This window comes from Pseudoalteromonas sp. NSLLW218, from assembly GCF_015864775.1.
Lineage (GTDB): Bacteria > Pseudomonadota > Gammaproteobacteria > Enterobacterales > Alteromonadaceae > Pseudoalteromonas.
This window is the reverse complement of record NZ_JADYWO010000002.1, coordinates 348,206-367,414: the sequence shown is the minus strand read 5'-3', so window position 1 is coordinate 367,414 and position 19,209 is coordinate 348,206. Positions and strand designations below refer to the sequence as shown.

Sequence of the window (19,209 nt, the reverse complement as noted above, 5' to 3'; positions counted from 1 at the left end):
TAATAAACCTTATTGCTTAGCCACAAATTGTGCGTTGTCGTTTGACAATGTAAATGCTACACCGCTGGTATCAATTGTTACGGTTTGCGGAGAGATTGGCATACCAGGGCCTACGCGAGCAGGGCCATTTACGGCAATAACATCACCTTCATTAAGGCCTGATGTAACCGCACGTAATGCACCGTAACGCTCACCTGTAGTGATAAGCTTGTATTCAAGTACGTTGTTTTCGCCAACCGTTAATACAAAACGATTTTTTAAGTCGGTACCAATTGCACGTTCTGGGATAATAATCGCGTCGCTAATAGAATTTGCAGCCAGCTTTATACGTGCAAACGAGCCTGCGCGTAATTGGTTGCTGTTTTCATTAAATACCGCACGTACGCGTAATGTACCTGTCGATGAATTAATTTGGTTATCAATAAAGTTAATGTAGCCTTTGTATGCAAAATCGCTTTGACCGACCTTTTGCATTACAACAGTTTGATGGCTCGCAGCAGTAACATCATTGAAAGAGCTATTCCAGGTACGTTCATCAACATCAAAATAAGCGTACATAGCTTGGTTTGAAACAATTGACGTTAATACGCTTTGACCCGCAAGTATATTGTTACCTTTAGTAATATTTGCGCGAGAAATAATGCCATCAATTGGTGATACAACTGACGTAAATTCTAAATCAAGCTCTGCTGAGGTAAGTTGTGCTTGAAGTGCAGAAAGCTGTGCTTCGCGTTGACGTAGTGTTGAAGTACGCGCTTGTGCTTGCTCAGTAGAAATTGCCTTACGGTCTAATAAGCGTACCGCACGTTTGTCTTCACTTTTAGCTTGCTCTAAGGCAGCTTCTGCGCTGTTGATTTGCGCTTTTAAACTAGCAACCACAGCAGCAAATGGACGAGCATCTAATTGAAATAAAACATCGCCTTCTTTAACCACATCGCCTTCTTTAAATTCAATGCTATCGATGATTCCCGATACACGCGGCATTAAGGCAACTTCCTGTGGAGACTCTAAACGCGTTGTATATGTGTGCCAGCTTTGTACCGGCTTAACAAGCACCTGTGCTACATCAATTGGTTGAAGTTGCTGTGCAGGTGCTGATTGAGCTGTGCTCTCATCAGCACAACCCGCAAGTGTTAAAGATGCCGCAGTAAGTGCAGCAGCAATTAGATGTTTGTTCATGAAGACGCTCCATTGTTGATTAGCCTCGCATAATACGGATTAAACCCGTGTGTAAAAACCATAGATTTTTAAATTCATTAATGCCAAAATGGCATCAATAGATTAATTAAGGTGTAATAATGGATACAACAAGTCGACTTTTAATGTTACTTGAAGTGGTTGAGCAAGGCTCTTTTGCAAAAGCTGCAGAAATACGCAACATAGATCGCTCTGTTATATCCAAGCAAATTAGTCGTTTAGAAGATGAGTTAGGCGTTAGGTTACTTAACCGAACCACGCGTTCATTTTCGCTCACAGCGGCAGGCGCCGAAATGATCAAAAAAGCAGCAGAGCTTAGAGAGCTGCTTGGCGAAACTGTGCGCATGGCCGAAAACTACCATTTAGAACCGCGCGGCGTGTTAAAAATCACTTCATCAACACTTATTGGTCGTCGTTATTTACAACCTGTACTTAATGATTTTCAAAAACGCTTTCCTCAAGTAGAAGTTGAACTGCGTTTAGACGATAGATTAGTAGATATAGTCTCTGAAGGATTTGATTTGGCTTTTCGTGTAGGTGAGCCTAAAGATTCGTCACTTATTGCACGTAAAATAGCGCGTAACCGGTTATTAATTTTAGCTGCGCCACAGTTTATTGAAACTTATGGTATGCCAAAAACAATGGAAGAGTTAGCGCAATTACCAGCAGCAAGCTATGCCAGTAATTCTATTCGAGTAGAAGCTATAGATTACTACGATAGTAAAGGTGAACGCTGCGAGCAAAAAATAAAAAGTGTGTTTCGTGCAAACGATGCAGAGTCATTGTTAATGAAAACATTATCGGGCACAACTTACTTTGTCGCCCCTGCATTTATTATTGGTGATGAAATAATACAAGGTAAGCTAGTGCCTTTATTAACAGATGTGAAACTCATGGAGTTTAGTGCGATGTATGCCGTATATCCGCATCGAGATTTACCAGTAAGGACCCGGTTGTTTTTTGATGCTGTGCGCGAGCATTTAGGAAAAGACAAACCGATTTGGGAAAATGGGATCCCCAATTTTGAGCAAATGTACTAAGTGACCCTACTTAAGCAACTACCGCCTCACGGTCGTGTTCTTGTTTAAACTTACAATACACTTTATTGCGGCCAAACTGTTTTGCTTTGTATAACTGCTTATCCGCTTGGTTTACAAAGCTTTCCAATGAATTAGTACTTTTAAATTTTGCGACACCAATACTTGTTGTCACATTAATAGCAAGGCCGTCAATGTCAAATGTTGTATTTTCAAAACGTGCCCTTATTTGTTCAGCGGTATTAAGTGCGGCCTCTTCATTTGCAAAAGCGCTAAATAAAGCAAACTCCTCACCGCCTACTCTAAATACATACCCTCTAGGAAGCTCAACTCTTAGTAAAGTGGCCACTTCGATAAGTACTTGGTCACCGACACCATGACCATGCTCATCATTTATCTGCTTAAAAAAGTCTAAATCGAGTAAAAACAAATATAGCTGTGATTTATCTTGTAGTTCAACTTCAAAGTAGTGGTTCATTGAAAGGCGATTACCTGCACCCGTCAGCGGATCAAGTAATGCTAAATTTTTAAGGCGCTTTGAAAAATGTGAGCGGCTCCCTTCAAAAACATGAGAAATCGCCCAAATACTAAAATAAGCACAGATTAAATTAAGAGATAGGTTAAAATTTTCAAAAGGGTCAAGAGTAGACTTACTCCCTAAAATAAACACTTGGATAACTAATAAATTTGCAGAGAAAATTACACCGTATTGTTTACCTAATAACAGATAGTACAAAATAGGTAATGCAAACGACCATACAAACACAGCATTACGAGGCGATGCTAAAGATGTACCCAAAATAACAATTAGCGTTATGAGCACACACATTATCAAGGATTGCCAAAACTGTAGTGGACGGCGTATAAGTGAAATGTAAGTAAATATACAATAAATAGAAAAACAGATTTCGATATAGCCAAGCAATGGAAAGTTATTTACGGTTAAATTAAAACCCGCAAATCCTACCGATAAAGAACCAAAACAAAGACACATTCCTCGCAGAACGTCTTTTCTTAATGATTTAGTGCTATTAAGGGCGGCGATATCCATTCTAATCACTTAATAAAAATAAAAGTAAGTTTAACGTGAAAATACAATTTAACAAGCTTTGTTGATATAAAACCATGTAGATACAACCAGTTATTTACCTTTTAGGGATAATGTAGTGTATTTTAGGAACACGTTTAGTGCTTTTACTTTTCTAGGTAGCTTTAAAAGCTAGCCACCTAGCATTGATAAATTAGTCGTAATACCTGTATTGCCTTGGTGTAAAAGGTGAGTTGGCTTTTTGGTTTTAATATAACGAGATAGCAATGCCATTAATTTACTGTTTGAACTGTCGTTCATATATTCTCTTAGCGAAATACCCTCTTCAGAAAACAAACACAAGTGCAGGTTCCCTTTTGCTGTAACCCTTAATCGGTTACAGGTACTACAAAAGTCGTTGCTGTAAGGCATGATCAAACCAATTCTGCCTTGATAATCAGGATGAGCAAACTCTTGAGCAGGACCTGCTGATGCACTACGCGCAACTTGCTGCCAACCCGTTTGCAATAGCTGAGTTTTTAAAACTTGCCCAGATACATGGTTAGCATCAAAAAAGGCTTTGTTGTCGTTTGTTTGCATCAACTCAATAAAACGAATAGTAACGGGACGGTGTTTAACCCAATTTAAAAATGTATCAAACTCTTTCGCGTTATATTGCTTCATCAGCACACTGTTTATTTTTACCGAATCAATACCCGTTTCAAGCGCAGTATCAATACCTTTCATTACTGAGGTAAATTTGTCATGCCCAGTAATGGTGTTAAACATGCGCGGATCTAAGCTATCAATACTTACATTAATGGCGTTTAAGCCCGCATCTACCCAGTCGTGGATATTCTTATGAAGAGAAAAACCATTGGTAGTCATTGCAATTTTTTTTATGCCCGCGACATCTTTTGCCGCGCGAACAACATCTATAAAGTCTTTTCTAAGAGTTGGTTCTCCGCCAGTGATCCTTACTTTTTCAATACCATGGTGCGCAAACGCTTTAAGCGTATTGCTAATTTCATCAATTGTGAGAAAACCACGGTCTGGCCCCCCCTGATAACCATCTGGTAAACAATAAACACACTTAAAATTACATACATCAGTAATAGACAAACGTAAGTAACTAAACTCTCGCCCTGTTGGGTCGATTAGCATAAATAAACCTTAACTAATATCAACAAGTAATAATAACCTAATACCAATTTGCAATAATACTTAATCATTTAATTAAGCGAATTGGTATAAACAACGCTACTTATTGATACATAAATAATAATTACATAAATATATTTAATAACTAAAAAGGGCTGCATAAAGCACATCCCTTTAGTTATTTTTGTTTTACGCTTCTAAGCCTTTTTTAAGTTCGCTTGGCTTCATTGGTAGATCACGTAAACGTACGCCTACTGCATTAAATACAGCATTACCAATCGCAGGAGCTACCCCTATAACGCCAGGTTCGCCTAAACCAACTGGAAATTCATCGCTTTGTAAAAATTCAATGTCAATATCTGGCACGTCTTGCATCCTTAGCGGTAAATAAGTATTAAAGTTAGTCGCTGATACCTGTCCATCTTTATACGTATTTGATTCATGCAATGCAAGGCTGCTGCCCCATAGTAACGACCCTTCAATTTGCGCTAGTGCGCCATCTGGGTGAACTATTAAGCCCGCATCTACAACAACATAAAGCTTTTTAAGCGTTATTTTACCACTATCACGGTTAACATGAACATGCGCTGCGGTTGCAAGCCATGCTGGCATAGTACGTTCTTGCCCTGAGCTTACAGAAAAGCCAATGCCTTCATCTTTAGCTAATTTAACAGAAGCTACTTTGTCTGACACTGTTTTAAGCACATTACGTAAGCGCACTGCTCCACCTACACTCTCAGGTGCTTTTCCTGCTTGCTTGCCTTTACCATCTAACATTTCAATTCTAAATTGAACTGGATCTTTGCCTTGCTTATGGGCAATTTCATCAATAAACGACTCAAGACTCCATGCAATCCAACCTGGTCCTACTGAACGTAACCAACCTGGAGTAAAGGTGCTTTGTGCAACTTCGTTATTAATAGCGCGTGCACGATGACTGCTCATGCTGTACCAATGATCAGCGCCCGATGCCGAAAATGCATCAAATTTACCTTTGCCATCAACACCCGGTGATAAAAACCCTGGTGCCATAGCTTTAGTAGGCCAACCTGCAGCAAATGCATGCTCTAAACCAGTAAAAGTACCGTTTTTATCAAATGACGCTGTCATTTTTGCAGCAGATGCAGAACGAGACTGATCGAATAAACTGTCGTCTGCTCGTGTAAATACCAGTTTTACTGGTTTACCTACTGCTTTTGCGGTTAGAGCTGCAGGTACGGTCCAGTCACCAAATAATCGACGGCCAAAACCACCACCTAAATAATAAGGACGAATAATTACTTTGTTTTGTTCTATTTCAAGTGCTTTAGCAAGCGCAGGTAACGTAAGTGACTGCCATTGGTTACCAGTATGAATAATCCAATTACCGTCTTTAAACTCTGCAACCGCATTTAATGGCTCTAGCTGATAATGACTCGCTGTCGCTGTGGTATACATTGATTCTAACGACTCACTGGCATCTGCTTGTGTTTTCTTTATATCACCTTCATCAACAAATAAAGTACCCGAGTCGCGCTGCTCGCATAATCGCTTACCTTCTTTTTGAATATCATCTTCAGATATATTTGCTGACTCACCCTTTTTATAACTCACCTTTAAAGCATCTACTGCTTTAATGGCGCTTGGGTAACTGTCAGCTAATACAACAACCCAGCCTTGCACTGTGTTACTAGGATCATTTAAAATTTCATAGCCTTTGTAACCTTTAATAGCTTTTGCTGCACTATCGTCAACGTTTGTTACTTTACTGCCATAGCGGGTTGGCGGTATTACTGGTCGCGCGTACAGCATGCCTTCAACTTCTACATCTATACCATATACCGCAGTGCCATTTGTTTTGGCTGGTATATCAAGCGCTTTAAAGTCTTGTTTAAGCCCTGTTAAATGACGCTTATTAGCAGGTTTTAGTGGGAGGTTTGCAACTTCATCACTGGTAAATGTACGATTAAACTCGCCTTTTTTGACTATGTCAGCGTAACTAACCGATTTTTCGCCTGAAATAATATAGCCCTTTTCAGCACGACATTTATCTGCAGGCACACCGAGCATTTTCGCGCCTGCGTCTATTAATGCAATTCGACCTGCAGCACCGGCTTGAGATAATGGCTTAAAGCTTTGAAATACAGACCACGAACCACCCGTTACCATAAAGCCCCATTTTTCATGAGTATCTACGTAGGTAATTGATACTTTATCCCAATCACATTCAAGCTCATCAGCCACAATACGCGCAAGAGCAGTACCAATATGCTGGCCCATTTCAGCTTTAGCAATACTTACTTCTACGGCGCCGTCGGTGCTCATAGTCCACCAAATTGTTGGTGAAAAAGCCTGTTGCGCAATTGACTCTTTTGCACTTACCGAACCCGAAAATAACGCAGGGGCAAACGCCATGACTAAACCTGCGCTAGCAGTGCCAATCATAAACGAGCGACGATTTAAATTAACGGTTTCGCTATTTTTTTGAAATAATTTTTTCATTATCGGCTCCAGTTAAGCGTCTTGTGCATTTGGATCAAATATATTTACTACACTTTGTGACTCATCTGCAGCGCGTTGAATAGCAGTTTTAATACGTTTATAAGCCATACAGCGACAGTAGTTACCATTCATATGGCTTACTATTTCTTCATCTGAAGGTCTTGGGTTAGCTGCCAGTAATGTGGCCGCTTGCATTATTTGCCCCGACTGACAGTAACCGCACTGTGGTACTTGCTCTTCAACCCATGCTTTTTGCAGTGGGTGTTCGTTATTAAGCCCTTCAATTGTGGTAATGTTTTTTCCTGCAATTGCGCCAATTGGTAAAACACATGAGCGGGTTGCTTGCCCATCTAAATGCACTGTACACGCACCACACATTGCAATACCGCAACCAAACTTCGTACCTTTTAATCCAATTTCATCACGAATAACCCATAACAATGGTGTATCTTCACTTGCGTGTGATTCGACCACCTTGCCATTAATTGTAAACGTCACCATAGCTTGCCCCTTAATTACGATTTCTATAGTCACTTTTAAACTATACGAACAGCTTCAAAAGTGACTATAGCTATTAAAAATATAACTACGACCCTACTCGTTATATTTTTTCATTAAAATTTTTATATTCTGTTTTACTTAAAAACTCACTTAATTGCTCTTGCGTATCTATATCTAAACTCGCACTGCTTAAACTAATTGTGTTAACAACTTCACTGCTGGATCGCAATAATTGCTGTGCACCTCTATCCGAAGTTAAGCTTGCAAGCTGAGGTAAATCAACCGCTGGGAATATAGCGGGTACACCTAAACGCTCGCCATAGTTTGCGCACCAGCGCGATGGATTACGTGTAAAACCAGTAACTAGCTCACTTAAGTGCGCTACTTTTAGCTCAACCTGATCCGCAAGCATAAATAAAATCCCATCAAGGGACTTATTTTTAAACACAGTTTGAGACGCTATCGCGATTGAATTACCTAAACCTTGGCTCCATTGCTTGTTCTCAATTAGCTCTATGTTTTTATAACCGGCTAGTACTTGTGCTACTTCTTTATGCCATGCCCCGGTAACTACATACACGGGCGTGTCATCAAGTGCTTGAAGTGTATTTACTGCATGCTCAATCATTGTTTTGCCAAACCCGATATCAGCCGTTAATTTACAGCCGTTAAAGCGAGATGATTGCCCTGCGGCTAAAACAACTTTTGCAATTAGCACTCCTCTTGCCCCCAATGGCTTAGCGATTGGGCGTTTTTGTCACACAGCACTGCGTGTATTTCGCTGATCAGCGATAGTGCAATACTCTCTGGCGAGTCGCCGCCTAAATTTAAACCGACAGGCCCAAAAACAGGAGACTTTATTTGTGAAACACGCGTATTCGCGTGCTCTAAAACTTGTTCACGCCTGTGCTTAGGACCCAATAACCCTATATATTTAAAAGAAACATCTTTAAATTGAGCTAACGTACTCGCGTCAAGCTCAACGCTGTGAGCCATTAAAATAGCCGCATCGACTTTATTAGTTATGCAATATTCTTTTAACTCACTCGGTGTGATACGCAAAATAGCATCTGCATTTTTAAAATATTGCCTTTTTGCATTGGCTGCACGCGTGTCCCATACAGTTACACTCCAACCAAGTTGTTTGGCAAATGTATAAACCGGAACCGCATCGGCCCCACCACCCACTATTAGTAAATGAGGCGGCGGATAAATAGATGTTTGTAAGCACGTAGCGCCTTTTAATTCTATTAACTGCGCTTTGCGGTTCATTGATAAACCATGTAACTCATCATTTTGCGTAAATACACCACTACCGGCTGGCAAAATGGGGCTTACCTGTTGAAGGTATCGCCCTGGTTTATTCTCATTAAGTGCTTTAGATACAAGCTCTAACTGTAAATAGTCATTAGCTTTGTGAATGGGCTGCAGTAAAATGTGTACTATGCCCCCACAACCAATACCAAGTTGAAATGTTAAATCGTCTTCATCGGTGGCATCATAACTGATGGTTTTACTTGTTAAAGTACTCATTACTTGTTTAGCATGGCGCTGTATATCAGCTTCTAAACAGCCACCCGAAAGCATCCCCAGGCGCTCGCCTAGGCTAGATATAAGCATCATAGCCCCTAGTTTTCTGTAGCTAGAGCCTTCAATTTTGTACAAAGTAGCTAAAACCCATTCTTGGTTATCCCTATTCGGATACCAAGTGTTTAAGATACTTTTTAAATCTGTAACCATATATTGCCCTTTAAAAGCATTTATTGCGTTTAAAAACAAACCAGCCTAAACAGCTAATTTAAAACTTAATAATTCACGCACAATTTACTCCTCTATTATATCGTTTAAGGTCTCAATTAACTCATCAAATTGATCATTAACGCTTTGGCGTTGTTTATCATTTAGAGTTGAGTTTAATTCGTAGAGTAAATTTATATATAAATTTAAGTTTGCTTCATTGGTTTTCAATAGTGCGTCGCTCATATAAAGTTCGCGCTCTTTAATAACCGTACTTAACTGATTTATAAATTCTTTTTTTGTAATTTCAGCATTTGTAAATATCTGTTTGGCTGCATTCAAACGCTTTTGCTTGTACTCTAGCCACAGCGTTCCTGAGTCTTGATGTTGCTCATTAGTTGATTTAATCAGCGCTTTTTGTTGTTTATTAAGCTTGCCTATCCACTGCTCGTAATATTCAAATTGCTCTTCTAAGCGCTCACTTTTTCGCTCAAGTGGAGTTTGTTCGTTAAACTCTTCGCGTTCGTCGTTAATTTTTATTTGAATATTGTTTAAAAGTTCTTCTCTTTGCTCACTTGATAAGGTTGCCCCAAGCTCAGCTAAAGGCATGTGCGCGTATTCAAGTAGGTTCTGCCAATGCTTTTTAGCAAAAACCACCTGCTCTTTTAACTTCTCAATGCTTAGTGTGTTGTTAAAAAGTGCCTTAATATTTTGAATGTCTTGTTTATAGGCTGGTAGCTGCGTACTTCTATGCCACGCTTGGGTCGTGTTAATAATCTTTTTAAGCTGCTTATTTTGTGTTTTATTTAAATCAATATAATCATCTACCCAAAATGACGAAAGCCAACTCAAATTATTGTAAGTAAAAGATGCCGAGCAACTACATAAAAACAACATACTTACAGCAAGGCATATCTGTTTTAGTTTTTTTGCTTTGAAATTATTAAGCATAACCTTCTCTATTATTTAGATTGTGGCAAAGCTCAAAACTCATTTGATAATAGTTATCATTTAAGTGTTGACTTACATTTAGATCTAACTGATAATCGTTCGCACAAACACAGTGTAACGACCTCAGTGCCTACGGAAGAATATTCAGCAAGGATGCTGACACATTAAAAGAAGAGCGTGCCGCTTCGTGTTATTACTTACTCGACCCAAGTAATAACATCAAATATCACATTTACTTGCTACATTGCTCATATTAGTGACGGTTAATATGATTCAAAAAAGCCCTAACGGGCTTTTTTTATTTCTTTAAATTTTCTATAAAATCTGTATCTTACACTTCTAAACTCGTTTACTTACCTTAAAAGTCCACCGTGCTGTTATTTACATTTTATACGCACGATCTGATAAGGTATCGCCTTGCGTTTACGCTAAAGCTGGCGTAAAACATAACAGTAGACACCCTTTTTTGCATCTATTTATAGTAACCGATTTAGTCTCTACTTAAATGCATTGAGTATTAAACGTTTAAAATGCGCAAATAGTGCAAAAATTTAATAATTTAGCATTCAACTATGGCCTGTTGACCTTTTAGCATTAAAATTTGTTCTATCTAGGCGCTATTTATACCAATCTGCTTATATATGGGGTCTATTTAACGTTAAGGAAATTACGCTAGAACTAGGCAAAAGTTTTTGTATCTAGTTGTTCTAAATGAAATTTTTAACGACGTTATAGTGCAATTTAATTCGTTAAATTGATCAAAGATTTATGCAGGTTGGTATTAATCGCCGCACGAAGTTTGTAACCTAGTAGGCTCATTAAAAACCGAGCAACAAAGAGCGAACCTAAATAGCAACACAAATTTAAACTAGAAAGATAAACAGGCGTTAATACCTATTGTAACTATTACTAATTGGAGACATTAATATGTCACAGTTTAATTTGAAATCACTCGTTCTAGCTGGCGTTTTACTTGCCAGCCCCTTTGCTCATGCAACATTAGAAGATGGCATAAAAGCAGCAAACGAAGGTGAATTTGCAGTCGCCCTAAAAGAATTTCAATACCTTGCCGATAAAGGCTTTGCACCAGGAATTTACGAACTAGCTAAATTATATGAAGGTGGATACGGTGTAACGCGCGATTACCGCAAAGCAGCTGCGCTTTATCAACAAGGCGTAAAAAAGAACCACCCGGATTCAATGTTTGCTCTAGCGGTTTTATACGACGAAGGCAAAGGTGTTAAACTTGATCACCAAATGGCTGTTACCTTATTTGAACAAGCAGCCAATAAAAACCTGCCTGCGGCTCAGTTTAATTTAGGGGTAATGTACTCCAACGGCGTAGGTGTGACTCGAGATTATAAAGCTGCGCGTAATTGGTATGAAAAAGCGGCCGCTAATAATTACTCTTTGGCTCAATTTAATTTAGCGCTAATGTATTTTGAAGGTCTAGGCATGCCAAAGGATCTAGAAAAGTCATACATTTGGAATACTATTGCCGAGTACAATGGCAACATGCAAGCAAGTCATAGCCGCAAACTTGATGAGCGTAAAATGCTACCTAAAGAAATTGAAGAAGCTAAAGAAAAAGCCGATGCCATTTATGCAAAAATACAAGTGGGTACTTATGCTGGTGAAGGTCGCTTATTTTAAAGTCTTATTTTAGAGTTTAAGAGTTTAGTTTGAAGCTAATCTAAAAAGGCTGAATTACATAACGTAATTCAGCCTTTTTAATATATCTTGATTAGCAAAATAAAATCTATTCAACTTTACAAAATCAACACCCTATCATTTTATATAAAGCCATTTTAATAGCTTAATAATAAGTTTACTTTGTTTAAGTAACAGATTAATACGAGGATTAAACGAGCCTGATACTAAGGTGTTTTTAGCGTGGCTGAACGTTAAAAAACCTTCAATACCATGATAGTGCCCCATTCCTGAATGCCCTACACCACCAAAAGGTGCATCGTCAGCAGTTACTTGCACTAACGTATCGTTTATTGCCACAGTGCCACTGATTGTTTGCTTCATAATGTATTCTTGAGCGTGCTTATCTTGCCCTAAAATATAAAGCGCTAATGGGTGGTGATGCGCTTTAATATAATCAATTGCGCTGTCGAGCTTTTCGTAACTCATTATTGGTAATATTGGACCAAATAACTCATCTTGCATTAGGCTCATCTCGTCAGTCACTTGAGTCACTAAATGCAGCCCCATACGATGTTTTTGCTCATCTTGCTGGTTTTGCTCAAGTGGCTTAATAATGTTTGCGCCAAGCTCTTGTGCTTGCTCTAAATAGGTTGCTAAACGTTTATAGTGTGCATCGCTAATAATAGAAGTTAAGTTTTTACCTTCAACACCGTCTTTAAAATGCTTTTTATACAGCTCACACAATTGCTGAACCAGCTGATGCTCAAGCGCTTTGGGTACAAATACATAGTCGGGAGCAACGCATATTTGCCCTGCATTAGCCATTTTTCCAAACAGTATGGCTTGCGCCGCTTTTTTAATATCGGCATTTTGCGTAATAATAACTGGCGATTTACCACCGAGTTCGAGCGTTACCGGTGTTAAATTACGACTCGCCGAAGCCATTACTAATTTACCTACTGCCGTTGAGCCCGTAAATAATAAATGAGCAAATGGAAGCGATGAAAATTGCGCGGCTACATCGCTGCCGCCTTGTATTATTTTACAATGCGCTTGCATATCGTCTTTAAATATTTTTTCGATAACGACGTTTGTGTGAGGTGTAAACTCGCTTAATTTGAGCATGACTCTATTACCGGCAGCTATAGCAGTAAACACAGGTACTAACGCTAACTGAATCGGATAATTCCACGGTGCAATAATGCCAACCACACCTTTGGGCTGGTAATTAACACTTACTTTTGAAGGCCACAAGCTTAAACCAACAGAGCGATTACTTGGCTTTGCCCATTTTGGGAGCTTTTTAATAATGTGTGCGAGCGTTTGCACCGTAGGTAATATATCGCCAAGTAAAGTATCGAAAGCAGTTCTATAACCAAAGTCTTTTGAAGCAGCATCCACTAGCTCTTGCTCAAGTTCAACAATACGTACACGAAGTTTTTTTAATAAAACGAGACGTTTATCAATTGGCAAGTAAGGCGTTTCGAGAAAGCTTTTTTGCAATTCATCAAATTGGGGAATTAAAGGCATTGCCTGTGATGTCTCAGTGCTCAAAATAGGTTACTCAATTTTTAAAGTTATTAACGACTATAACCTTGTTCTGTTTTTCGAGCAATAACACTAATTATCTAAAAAAGAGCTTCTTAAGCAATATAAATAAGTATAAAGAGTAGCTTTGTTTAAAACTGTAAATATAAACAAAGCTACTCTGGTATAGGTTGATTTAGTACAGTTTTAAAAGCCAAATACTTGAGATGCTATAGTCATTGTCACTAGCGTAATTAATACAATAGCAACAATATTTAGTATAAAGCCTGCTCTTATCATGTCGCGCATTTGAATTTGCCCTGAGCCAAATACAATGGCGTTTGGTGGTGTCGCTACTGGCATCATAAACGCGCAGCTACATGCAATAGCGGCAGGAATAACCCATACAAGTGGCGAACCTGTGATAGATTCTGCAACGGGTCCTAATAAAGGAAGAAAGCCAGCTGCAGTTGCTGTATTACTCGTGATCTCCGTTAAAAACGTAATTAATGCCACAACAACAAGTACACTCATAACAAGTGGAATAGTACTTACACCCTCTATCATTTGGGCAATAAAATCAGCAAGGCCTGATGATTTTATTTGGGACGCTAATGTTAATCCGCCTCCAAACAAAAGTAGTACGCCCCACGGTACCTCTGATGCGTGATGCCAATCAAGAATACGCTCATTTTTGCCTTTATTCGCTGGCATTACAAACAACAGCAATGCCGCAGCAATTGCAATTGTAGTATCTGAAATATTAAGACCTGTAATATCGCCTAATAAAGGTCTAAATATCCAACAAAGTGCAGCAAGTACAAATACAAACAGCACGCCTTTTTCTGCACGTTGCATTATTCCAAGATTTTTTAGCTGAGTTGTAAACACTGCTTTTGTATCAATTTTCTGATCGTTTTTAACATTAGCATCTACTTTATACGCAAACTTAGTAAGCCAAACCCAGCTAATAACTAGCATGCTTAAAGACAGAGGTACACCTACAATCATCCATTGCGCAAAGCCAATCTCTATTTGATAACTGTCTGATAAGTAAGCAGCCATTAAAGCGTTAGGCGGAGTGCCAATTAAAGTAGCAATACCACCAATACTTGCACCATAAGCGATTGATAACAGTAAAGCCTTACCAAAACCTTCATTCTCGGGGTCTGATTGTTTAACTAAACTGGTAATCGAAAGTGCAATAGGCAGCATCATTACGGCTGTAGCCGTATTAGACATCCACATCGACAAAAATGCGGTAACCAACATCATAGCTAAAATTTGTAGGCTTGGTTTTTTACCTGCGTATAGCATAGTGCTAAGCGCAATACGTTTATGTAAACCCCAGCGCTCCATAGCAATGGAAATTAAAAACCCACCTAAAAATAAAAAGATTAGCGGGTGTGCATACGGTGCAGCCACACTTTTTATTGCTGCTATATCAGCTAGTGGTGATATTACCAGTGGTAGCAATGCAGTTGCCGGAATTGGTACAACTTCGCTCACCCACCACGATGCCATCCAAAATGCTAAGCCTGCAGTTTTAAATGCCGCAACCGACATACCTGTTGGCGGATCGAATAAACAGGTTAATAGCATTACTAAAGGCCCTAGTATTAAAAAAAGCCATTGAAAATGTTTTTTCTTATCGGGTTCTTGCGTCAGTATGTTGTCTGTCATGATAAGCCTCTAAAACTTATATTTAAGACCAAGCGCAACACTGTTGTCGTCTTGTTCTTCTAGATTAAGATCGGTGTATAAAAGGTAAGCTGTTGTCTGCTTATCAAATACATAGTCAAGGCCTGTGCTCCATTGCGTTGCCTCAGAAACTTGACGAAGTGTAGAGTCATCTTTAGCAAATTGAATCTTTGGTACCCACTTGTCAAGCGTGTAACTTGCACTCAATACATAACCATTACCAGATTTAGTGCCATCCACTGATTCAGAATGCTGGTATAAGCCACCTAACTGTAATTGCTTAAACTTATAAACGCCTGCAAGTCTACTTGCTGTAATATTATTAAGTGAATCAACATGACTTAGTGACACATAATACGGGGTGTTATTTAAATTACGATCGCCATAAATAAGCGTAGCAGCAAAACCGGCTTCATTATCTTTATTATCGTCTTTAGGCGCGTAAGTAAACGAAAACTGTGTATTATGCCAATAGCTTGAAGTGTAGGTTATGGTGTCTCCGAGGCGATCTTGCCCTGCAATAACTTGTGCCATGTCGGCTTGAGTTTCATTAAAGTTATCAACTTTTCCTTCAGAGTATTTAAAGCGTGTATCGTTTCTTCCTACTACAACTTCACCAAACGCACCTTTTAAACCCAAGTAAGTATTACGTGCAGTAAAAGGCTCATCAGTGTCGTCTTCCTCAAACCCTTTAACTTGTACTTCGTATTTAAAAACAACGCTTAGGTATTCGTTAAGTTTGTGGTCGCCTTTAATACCAATACGCGAGAACGGCGCGTCTATTTGCGTACCCTCATCTGCGTATCGCATAGTGCCTGTATCAGTATTTGCAATTTGTACTTCAGCTTTACCATAAACGGTATAATCAACCGCTAAAACAGTATGCGAAAATGTAGCTAAGCAACTCAGTGAAGCTAGATAAATAGTAGTGTGTTTGAACCTTATCATTGTGTGTCCTAATTATTAGAATCTACTTATTGTCGACTCTAACTAAGCAAACACATTGCCAATGATGTAAATGGTATATATTTCATAATCTTGACACTAGCTGTGGTTTTTATCTATACAAGATTGTGCGGATTACCGCACATTAAAAACCAGGGTATGTCACTTTATCCACACATTTAATCGATAAACATATCGCGGTTGAGCCCATATTTACTCATTTTATCGTAAAGCGTTTTTCGGGCAATTTGTAATGCTTCCATGGTATTTTTAATACTTCCATGGTTTATCTCAAGTGCATGTTCAATTAGTGATTGTTCGTAAAATGATACTTTCTCTGACAAACTTAAATCGGGCGAAAGCTCACCCTGACCTTGTGTTTTTGTGACCGAAAACGCCAGTTCAACGCCTAATAGCACAGCACGCTCAGCTTGGTTTCTAAGTTCTCTCACATTCCCGGGCCAGTCGTAAGCTAATAAACGCTGTTGTAATTCACTGTTTAAGGGCGCTGGTGCTTTGTGATAGCGAGTAGCTGCAATTGAGCTAAAATGCTTAAACAATAAAAGTATATCTGCTTTTCGCTCTCGTAGAGGCGGTATATTTACTTTAACTAAGCTGAGTCTGTAGTATAAATCTGCTCTAAATTCACCTTTTTCAACTAAAGAAAGTAAGTCTACTTTAGTCGCTGCAACAATTCTGATGTCTAAATCAATTGCTTTGTTATCGCCTACAGGTGTTACTTTTCGCTCTTCTAATACGCGTAGTAACTTAACCTGCAGCGACATTGGGGTACTTTCTATTTCATCTAAAAATACCGTACCGCCCTGAGCAAATTCAAACTTACCCTTTCGACTTTGCGTAGCACCGGTGTATGCCCCACTTGCTGCACCAAACAATTCGCTTTCTATTAATTGCTCTGGTACTGCGCCACAGTTAATAGCAACAAAATTACAGCTAGATCGATTACTTTGATCGTGTAGATAACGCGCTACCAACTCTTTACCTGTGCCCGTTTCACCTTCAATCATCACATCGGTTGGGGTATCTATAATTGTATTTAACAAGTGCATCATGTGTTGCATTTTAGGTGTATCACCTAGTATGCGTACACCAGGGGCTGAGGTTTTCTGTACAGCCACTTTTAATGCGCGGTTCTCCATAACAAGGCTTCGTTTGTCGCACGCTCGTGCTATGCAATCAAGAAGATGTTCGTTAACCGGTTTTTCAAATAAATCATACGCACCTAATTGCATCGCTTTAACTGCAATCGATACATCAGCGTAACCAGTTAAAAATATTACAGGGAGCTCACTATCAAAAGCCGTTATTTGCTCTAAAAGCGTTAAGCCATCCATGTTCGGCATATTTATATCGCTCAGCACAACTCCTGCAAAGCGCCTATTGAGTTTGCTAAGAGCGGTACTTGCGTCATTAAAGCACTCAACGGTGTACCCTTCGAGAGTGAGCAGTTGCTTTAAAGAGTCTCTGATCATTGCTTCATCATCAATGACTATTATGTGATTACAAGGTAGGCTGTCAATCATCTGTATTTTCCTGCCTGTTAGAAAGGCTAATTATAAATTCAGCCCCTCCCTCTAGTCGGTTGTGTGCGCTCAAACATCCATTAAACGAATCAATTATTTGTTTTGATATGGATAAACCAAGGCCTAGACCATTACTTGATTTAGTGCTGTAAAAAGGTTCAAATAAATGACTAAATGCATGTTGCTCAATACCAGAGCCTGTATCTAAAATCGACAGTTTTACACGCTCTTCAAAACACTCCAACTGAAAACTTAAGTTACGAATAATTGCGCCGTTCATAGCTTGGCTAGCATTCGTAATTAAATTAACAAGTACTTGTTCAAACTTGAGCGAATCGACCCATACAACGACTGTTTCATCAAATTGAGGTGGCTCTACTTGTACGTTATCTTGCTTTAATTGCGCGCTAGAAATCATTAAGGCGTTATTAACAAGCCCTGCAAGCGGGTAAGGTCTGAGCTGCATTTTTGAAGGTTTACTGAAATGCTTTAGTTGACCTACAATTTGATGCACTCGATCAACTAATCCCTCAATCACCACTAAGCTTTCAGCTAATGCTGAAGTATTTCCTTTCGCTAATAAACGCTTTGCCGAAGCTAAATAAGTATTAATAGCACTGAGCGGCTGGTTTATTTCGTGGTTAATTCCTGCACTTAACTGTCCTATTGTCGCAAGCTTTGCAGATTGCACTAAGGCTGTTTGTACTTTTTCCAAAGCTTGAGTGCGCTCAAGTACTTCAAGTTCAAGGCTATGTCTGGAGTACACCAGCTTTTTATAGCCCGCAAACCGAGTTAATAAAATATAACTAATAATAATTATCAAGCTACAGATAATAAATACCCAAAATAAGCGAGGCAGTTGGGCAGAATTAACTTTTGTTATATCAACGAGTACGTTCATTGTGGCATTAAAATATCGTAAAGGTCTTTGCGATATTACGTAAAGTTTTTTATCTATTTTAAAATGTTTAATACCTTCATTAGAAAATTGAAACTGCTTTATATACAAAGGTTGATGATCTAAATAAGCCCGACGAGATTTAATATCTCTGCGCATAGTTATATCAAGATCAGTGAAGCTGTTTAATCGCCACGTTTGCATATCTGACATTGCAATTACGTCATCTGCAAGCTGTAAGAAAAAGTGGCTGCCCTTTGACGTATTTAAAAGCTCTCTGTCGTCCTCAAATTTGCTTACATTGACTTTTAGCACAACAACACCAATGGCTTTATTATCGCGATATACAGCCTGTGAAAAGTAGATACCACGCTCTTTAGAGCGCATACCTAGTGCAAAATACGCTACTTTTTCGCCTGCAAACGCACGTTTGAAATAAGGTCTAAATGCAAAGTTACTACCTAAAAAAGTGTAATCTGCTTGCCAATTACTACTGGCAATAACTTCGCCTTGAGTATTTAGTACAAAAATATCTGATGCACCGCTGGCTTGTTGAATATCAGCAAGGTAGTTATTAATAGCGTTATAGTGCTGTGGCTGCGCATCAACAAAGTCTATCATTAACGAGTTATAGGTAAGTAACTGTGGAATAGCAGAAAAACGAGCAAGTTCAGTATCAATATAGTTATTTAATTGCGTAACTTGGCGTTCAGCCTGGTAAGTTGCTTGCTCAACATCATGAGCTCTACCAAGCCAAAACGTAACAACTAATATAAGTACGAGTAACACAAAAATAGTAATAATTTTTTTAGAAAAGGAAAACATGGATAGCTCGCAAAAAAATAGCCA

15 protein-coding genes are annotated in these 19,209 nt (G+C 38.9%); 2 read left to right on the top strand and 13 right to left on the bottom strand.

Translation table 11 applies throughout. The annotated features are described in order from the left end of the window. Window positions 1-9 precede the first annotated feature (9 nt). Entirely contained in the window at window positions 10-1,179 is a 1,170-nt protein-coding gene (locus I6E80_RS04370) for an efflux RND transporter periplasmic adaptor subunit (RefSeq protein ID WP_197184899.1), read from the bottom strand. Between the two features lie 119 nt (window positions 1,180-1,298). Between I6E80_RS04370 and I6E80_RS04365 the strand changes: the two genes are divergently transcribed. After that, the gene (locus I6E80_RS04365) at window positions 1,299-2,237 is read left to right on the top strand and encodes a LysR family transcriptional regulator (protein WP_076925596.1); all 939 of its coding nucleotides are present in this window, start codon (window positions 1,299-1,301) and stop codon (window positions 2,235-2,237) included. A gap of 10 nt (window positions 2,238-2,247) precedes the next feature. On the opposite strand, the gene I6E80_RS04360 is transcribed toward I6E80_RS04365, so the two are convergent. The 7 genes from I6E80_RS04360 to I6E80_RS04330 all read right to left on the bottom strand — a co-directional run bounded on the left by I6E80_RS04360 (window position 2,248) and on the right by I6E80_RS04330 (window position 10,092). After that, window positions 2,248-3,285 (bottom strand): GGDEF domain-containing protein, encoded by a 1,038-nt coding sequence (locus tag I6E80_RS04360; protein ID WP_197184898.1) that lies wholly within the window; start codon window positions 3,283-3,285, stop codon window positions 2,248-2,250. Between the two features lie 168 nt (window positions 3,286-3,453). Then, window positions 3,454-4,425 (bottom strand): GTP 3',8-cyclase MoaA, encoded by a 972-nt coding sequence (moaA, locus tag I6E80_RS04355; protein ID WP_170071385.1) that lies wholly within the window; start codon window positions 4,423-4,425, stop codon window positions 3,454-3,456. A gap of 186 nt (window positions 4,426-4,611) precedes the next feature. Next, the gene (locus I6E80_RS04350) at window positions 4,612-6,903 is read right to left on the bottom strand and encodes a xanthine dehydrogenase family protein molybdopterin-binding subunit (protein WP_197184897.1); all 2,292 of its coding nucleotides are present in this window, start codon (window positions 6,901-6,903) and stop codon (window positions 4,612-4,614) included. Window positions 6,904-6,915: 12 nt separating this feature from the next. Continuing rightward, window positions 6,916-7,404, bottom strand: coding sequence for a (2Fe-2S)-binding protein (locus I6E80_RS04345; RefSeq protein ID WP_197184896.1), 489 nt, complete (start codon window positions 7,402-7,404; stop codon window positions 6,916-6,918). 100 nt (window positions 7,405-7,504) lie between these two features. Further along, entirely contained in the window at window positions 7,505-8,122 is a 618-nt protein-coding gene (locus I6E80_RS04340; RefSeq protein WP_197184895.1) for a nucleotidyltransferase family protein, read from the bottom strand. Next, window positions 8,116-9,144: an XdhC family protein gene (locus tag I6E80_RS04335; protein ID WP_182693214.1), complete on the bottom strand. Its 1,029-nt coding sequence runs from the start codon at window positions 9,142-9,144 to the stop codon at window positions 8,116-8,118. The genes I6E80_RS04340 and I6E80_RS04335 overlap by 7 nt, the downstream gene beginning before the upstream one ends. A gap of 84 nt (window positions 9,145-9,228) precedes the next feature. Next, window positions 9,229-10,092, bottom strand: coding sequence for a DUF6279 family lipoprotein (locus tag I6E80_RS04330; RefSeq protein ID WP_197184894.1), 864 nt, complete (start codon window positions 10,090-10,092; stop codon window positions 9,229-9,231). Window positions 10,093-11,019: 927 nt separating this feature from the next. Between I6E80_RS04330 and I6E80_RS04325 the strand changes: the two genes are divergently transcribed. Further along, window positions 11,020-11,745 carry a tetratricopeptide repeat protein gene (locus I6E80_RS04325; protein ID WP_076925612.1) on the top strand — a complete coding sequence of 242 codons (726 nt, stop codon included), beginning with the start codon at window positions 11,020-11,022 and terminating at the stop codon, window positions 11,743-11,745. Between the two features lie 135 nt (window positions 11,746-11,880). On the opposite strand, the gene I6E80_RS04320 is transcribed toward I6E80_RS04325, so the two are convergent. From I6E80_RS04320 to I6E80_RS04300, 5 genes are all read right to left on the bottom strand, one after another. Continuing rightward, window positions 11,881-13,299: a coniferyl aldehyde dehydrogenase gene (locus I6E80_RS04320; protein WP_076925614.1), complete on the bottom strand. Its 1,419-nt coding sequence runs from the start codon at window positions 13,297-13,299 to the stop codon at window positions 11,881-11,883. Between the two features lie 180 nt (window positions 13,300-13,479). Further along, complete coding sequence (locus I6E80_RS04315; protein ID WP_197184893.1) at window positions 13,480-14,955, bottom strand: DASS family sodium-coupled anion symporter; 1,476 nt, start codon at window positions 14,953-14,955, stop codon at window positions 13,480-13,482. 9 nt (window positions 14,956-14,964) lie between these two features. Continuing rightward, window positions 14,965-15,921, bottom strand: coding sequence for a porin (locus tag I6E80_RS04310; protein ID WP_197184892.1), 957 nt, complete (start codon window positions 15,919-15,921; stop codon window positions 14,965-14,967). A 176-nt stretch (window positions 15,922-16,097) separates the two neighbouring features. Next, entirely contained in the window at window positions 16,098-17,462 is a 1,365-nt protein-coding gene (locus I6E80_RS04305; RefSeq protein ID WP_121955124.1) for a sigma-54 dependent transcriptional regulator, read from the bottom strand. Further along, window positions 17,455-19,185 carry a cache domain-containing protein gene (locus I6E80_RS04300; protein WP_024598560.1) on the bottom strand — a complete coding sequence of 577 codons (1,731 nt, stop codon included), beginning with the start codon at window positions 19,183-19,185 and terminating at the stop codon, window positions 17,455-17,457. The genes I6E80_RS04305 and I6E80_RS04300 overlap by 8 nt, the downstream gene beginning before the upstream one ends. Between the last annotated feature and the right edge of the window lie 24 nt (window positions 19,186-19,209).

Coding starts and splice junctions, on each gene's coding strand:
- I6E80_RS04370 (WP_197184899.1), bottom strand. CDS start 1,179: ATGAACAAACATCTAATTGCTGCTGCACTTACTGCGGCATCTTTAACA.
- I6E80_RS04365 (WP_076925596.1), top strand. CDS start 1,299: ATGGATACAACAAGTCGACTTTTAATGTTACTTGAAGTGGTTGAGCAA.
- I6E80_RS04360 (WP_197184898.1), bottom strand. CDS start 3,285: ATGGATATCGCCGCCCTTAATAGCACTAAATCATTAAGAAAAGACGTT.
- moaA (WP_170071385.1), bottom strand. CDS start 4,425: ATGCTAATCGACCCAACAGGGCGAGAGTTTAGTTACTTACGTTTGTCT.
- I6E80_RS04350 (WP_197184897.1), bottom strand. CDS start 6,903: ATGAAAAAATTATTTCAAAAAAATAGCGAAACCGTTAATTTAAATCGT.
- I6E80_RS04345 (WP_197184896.1), bottom strand. CDS start 7,404: ATGGTGACGTTTACAATTAATGGCAAGGTGGTCGAATCACACGCAAGT.
- I6E80_RS04335 (WP_182693214.1), bottom strand. CDS start 9,144: ATGGTTACAGATTTAAAAAGTATCTTAAACACTTGGTATCCGAATAGG.
- I6E80_RS04330 (WP_197184894.1), bottom strand. CDS start 10,092: ATGCTTAATAATTTCAAAGCAAAAAAACTAAAACAGATATGCCTTGCT.
- I6E80_RS04325 (WP_076925612.1), top strand. CDS start 11,020: ATGTCACAGTTTAATTTGAAATCACTCGTTCTAGCTGGCGTTTTACTT.
- I6E80_RS04315 (WP_197184893.1), bottom strand. CDS start 14,955: ATGACAGACAACATACTGACGCAAGAACCCGATAAGAAAAAACATTTT.
- I6E80_RS04310 (WP_197184892.1), bottom strand. CDS start 15,921: ATGATAAGGTTCAAACACACTACTATTTATCTAGCTTCACTGAGTTGC.
- I6E80_RS04305 (WP_121955124.1), bottom strand. CDS start 17,462: ATGATTGACAGCCTACCTTGTAATCACATAATAGTCATTGATGATGAA.
- I6E80_RS04300 (WP_024598560.1), bottom strand. CDS start 19,185: ATGTTTTCCTTTTCTAAAAAAATTATTACTATTTTTGTGTTACTCGTA.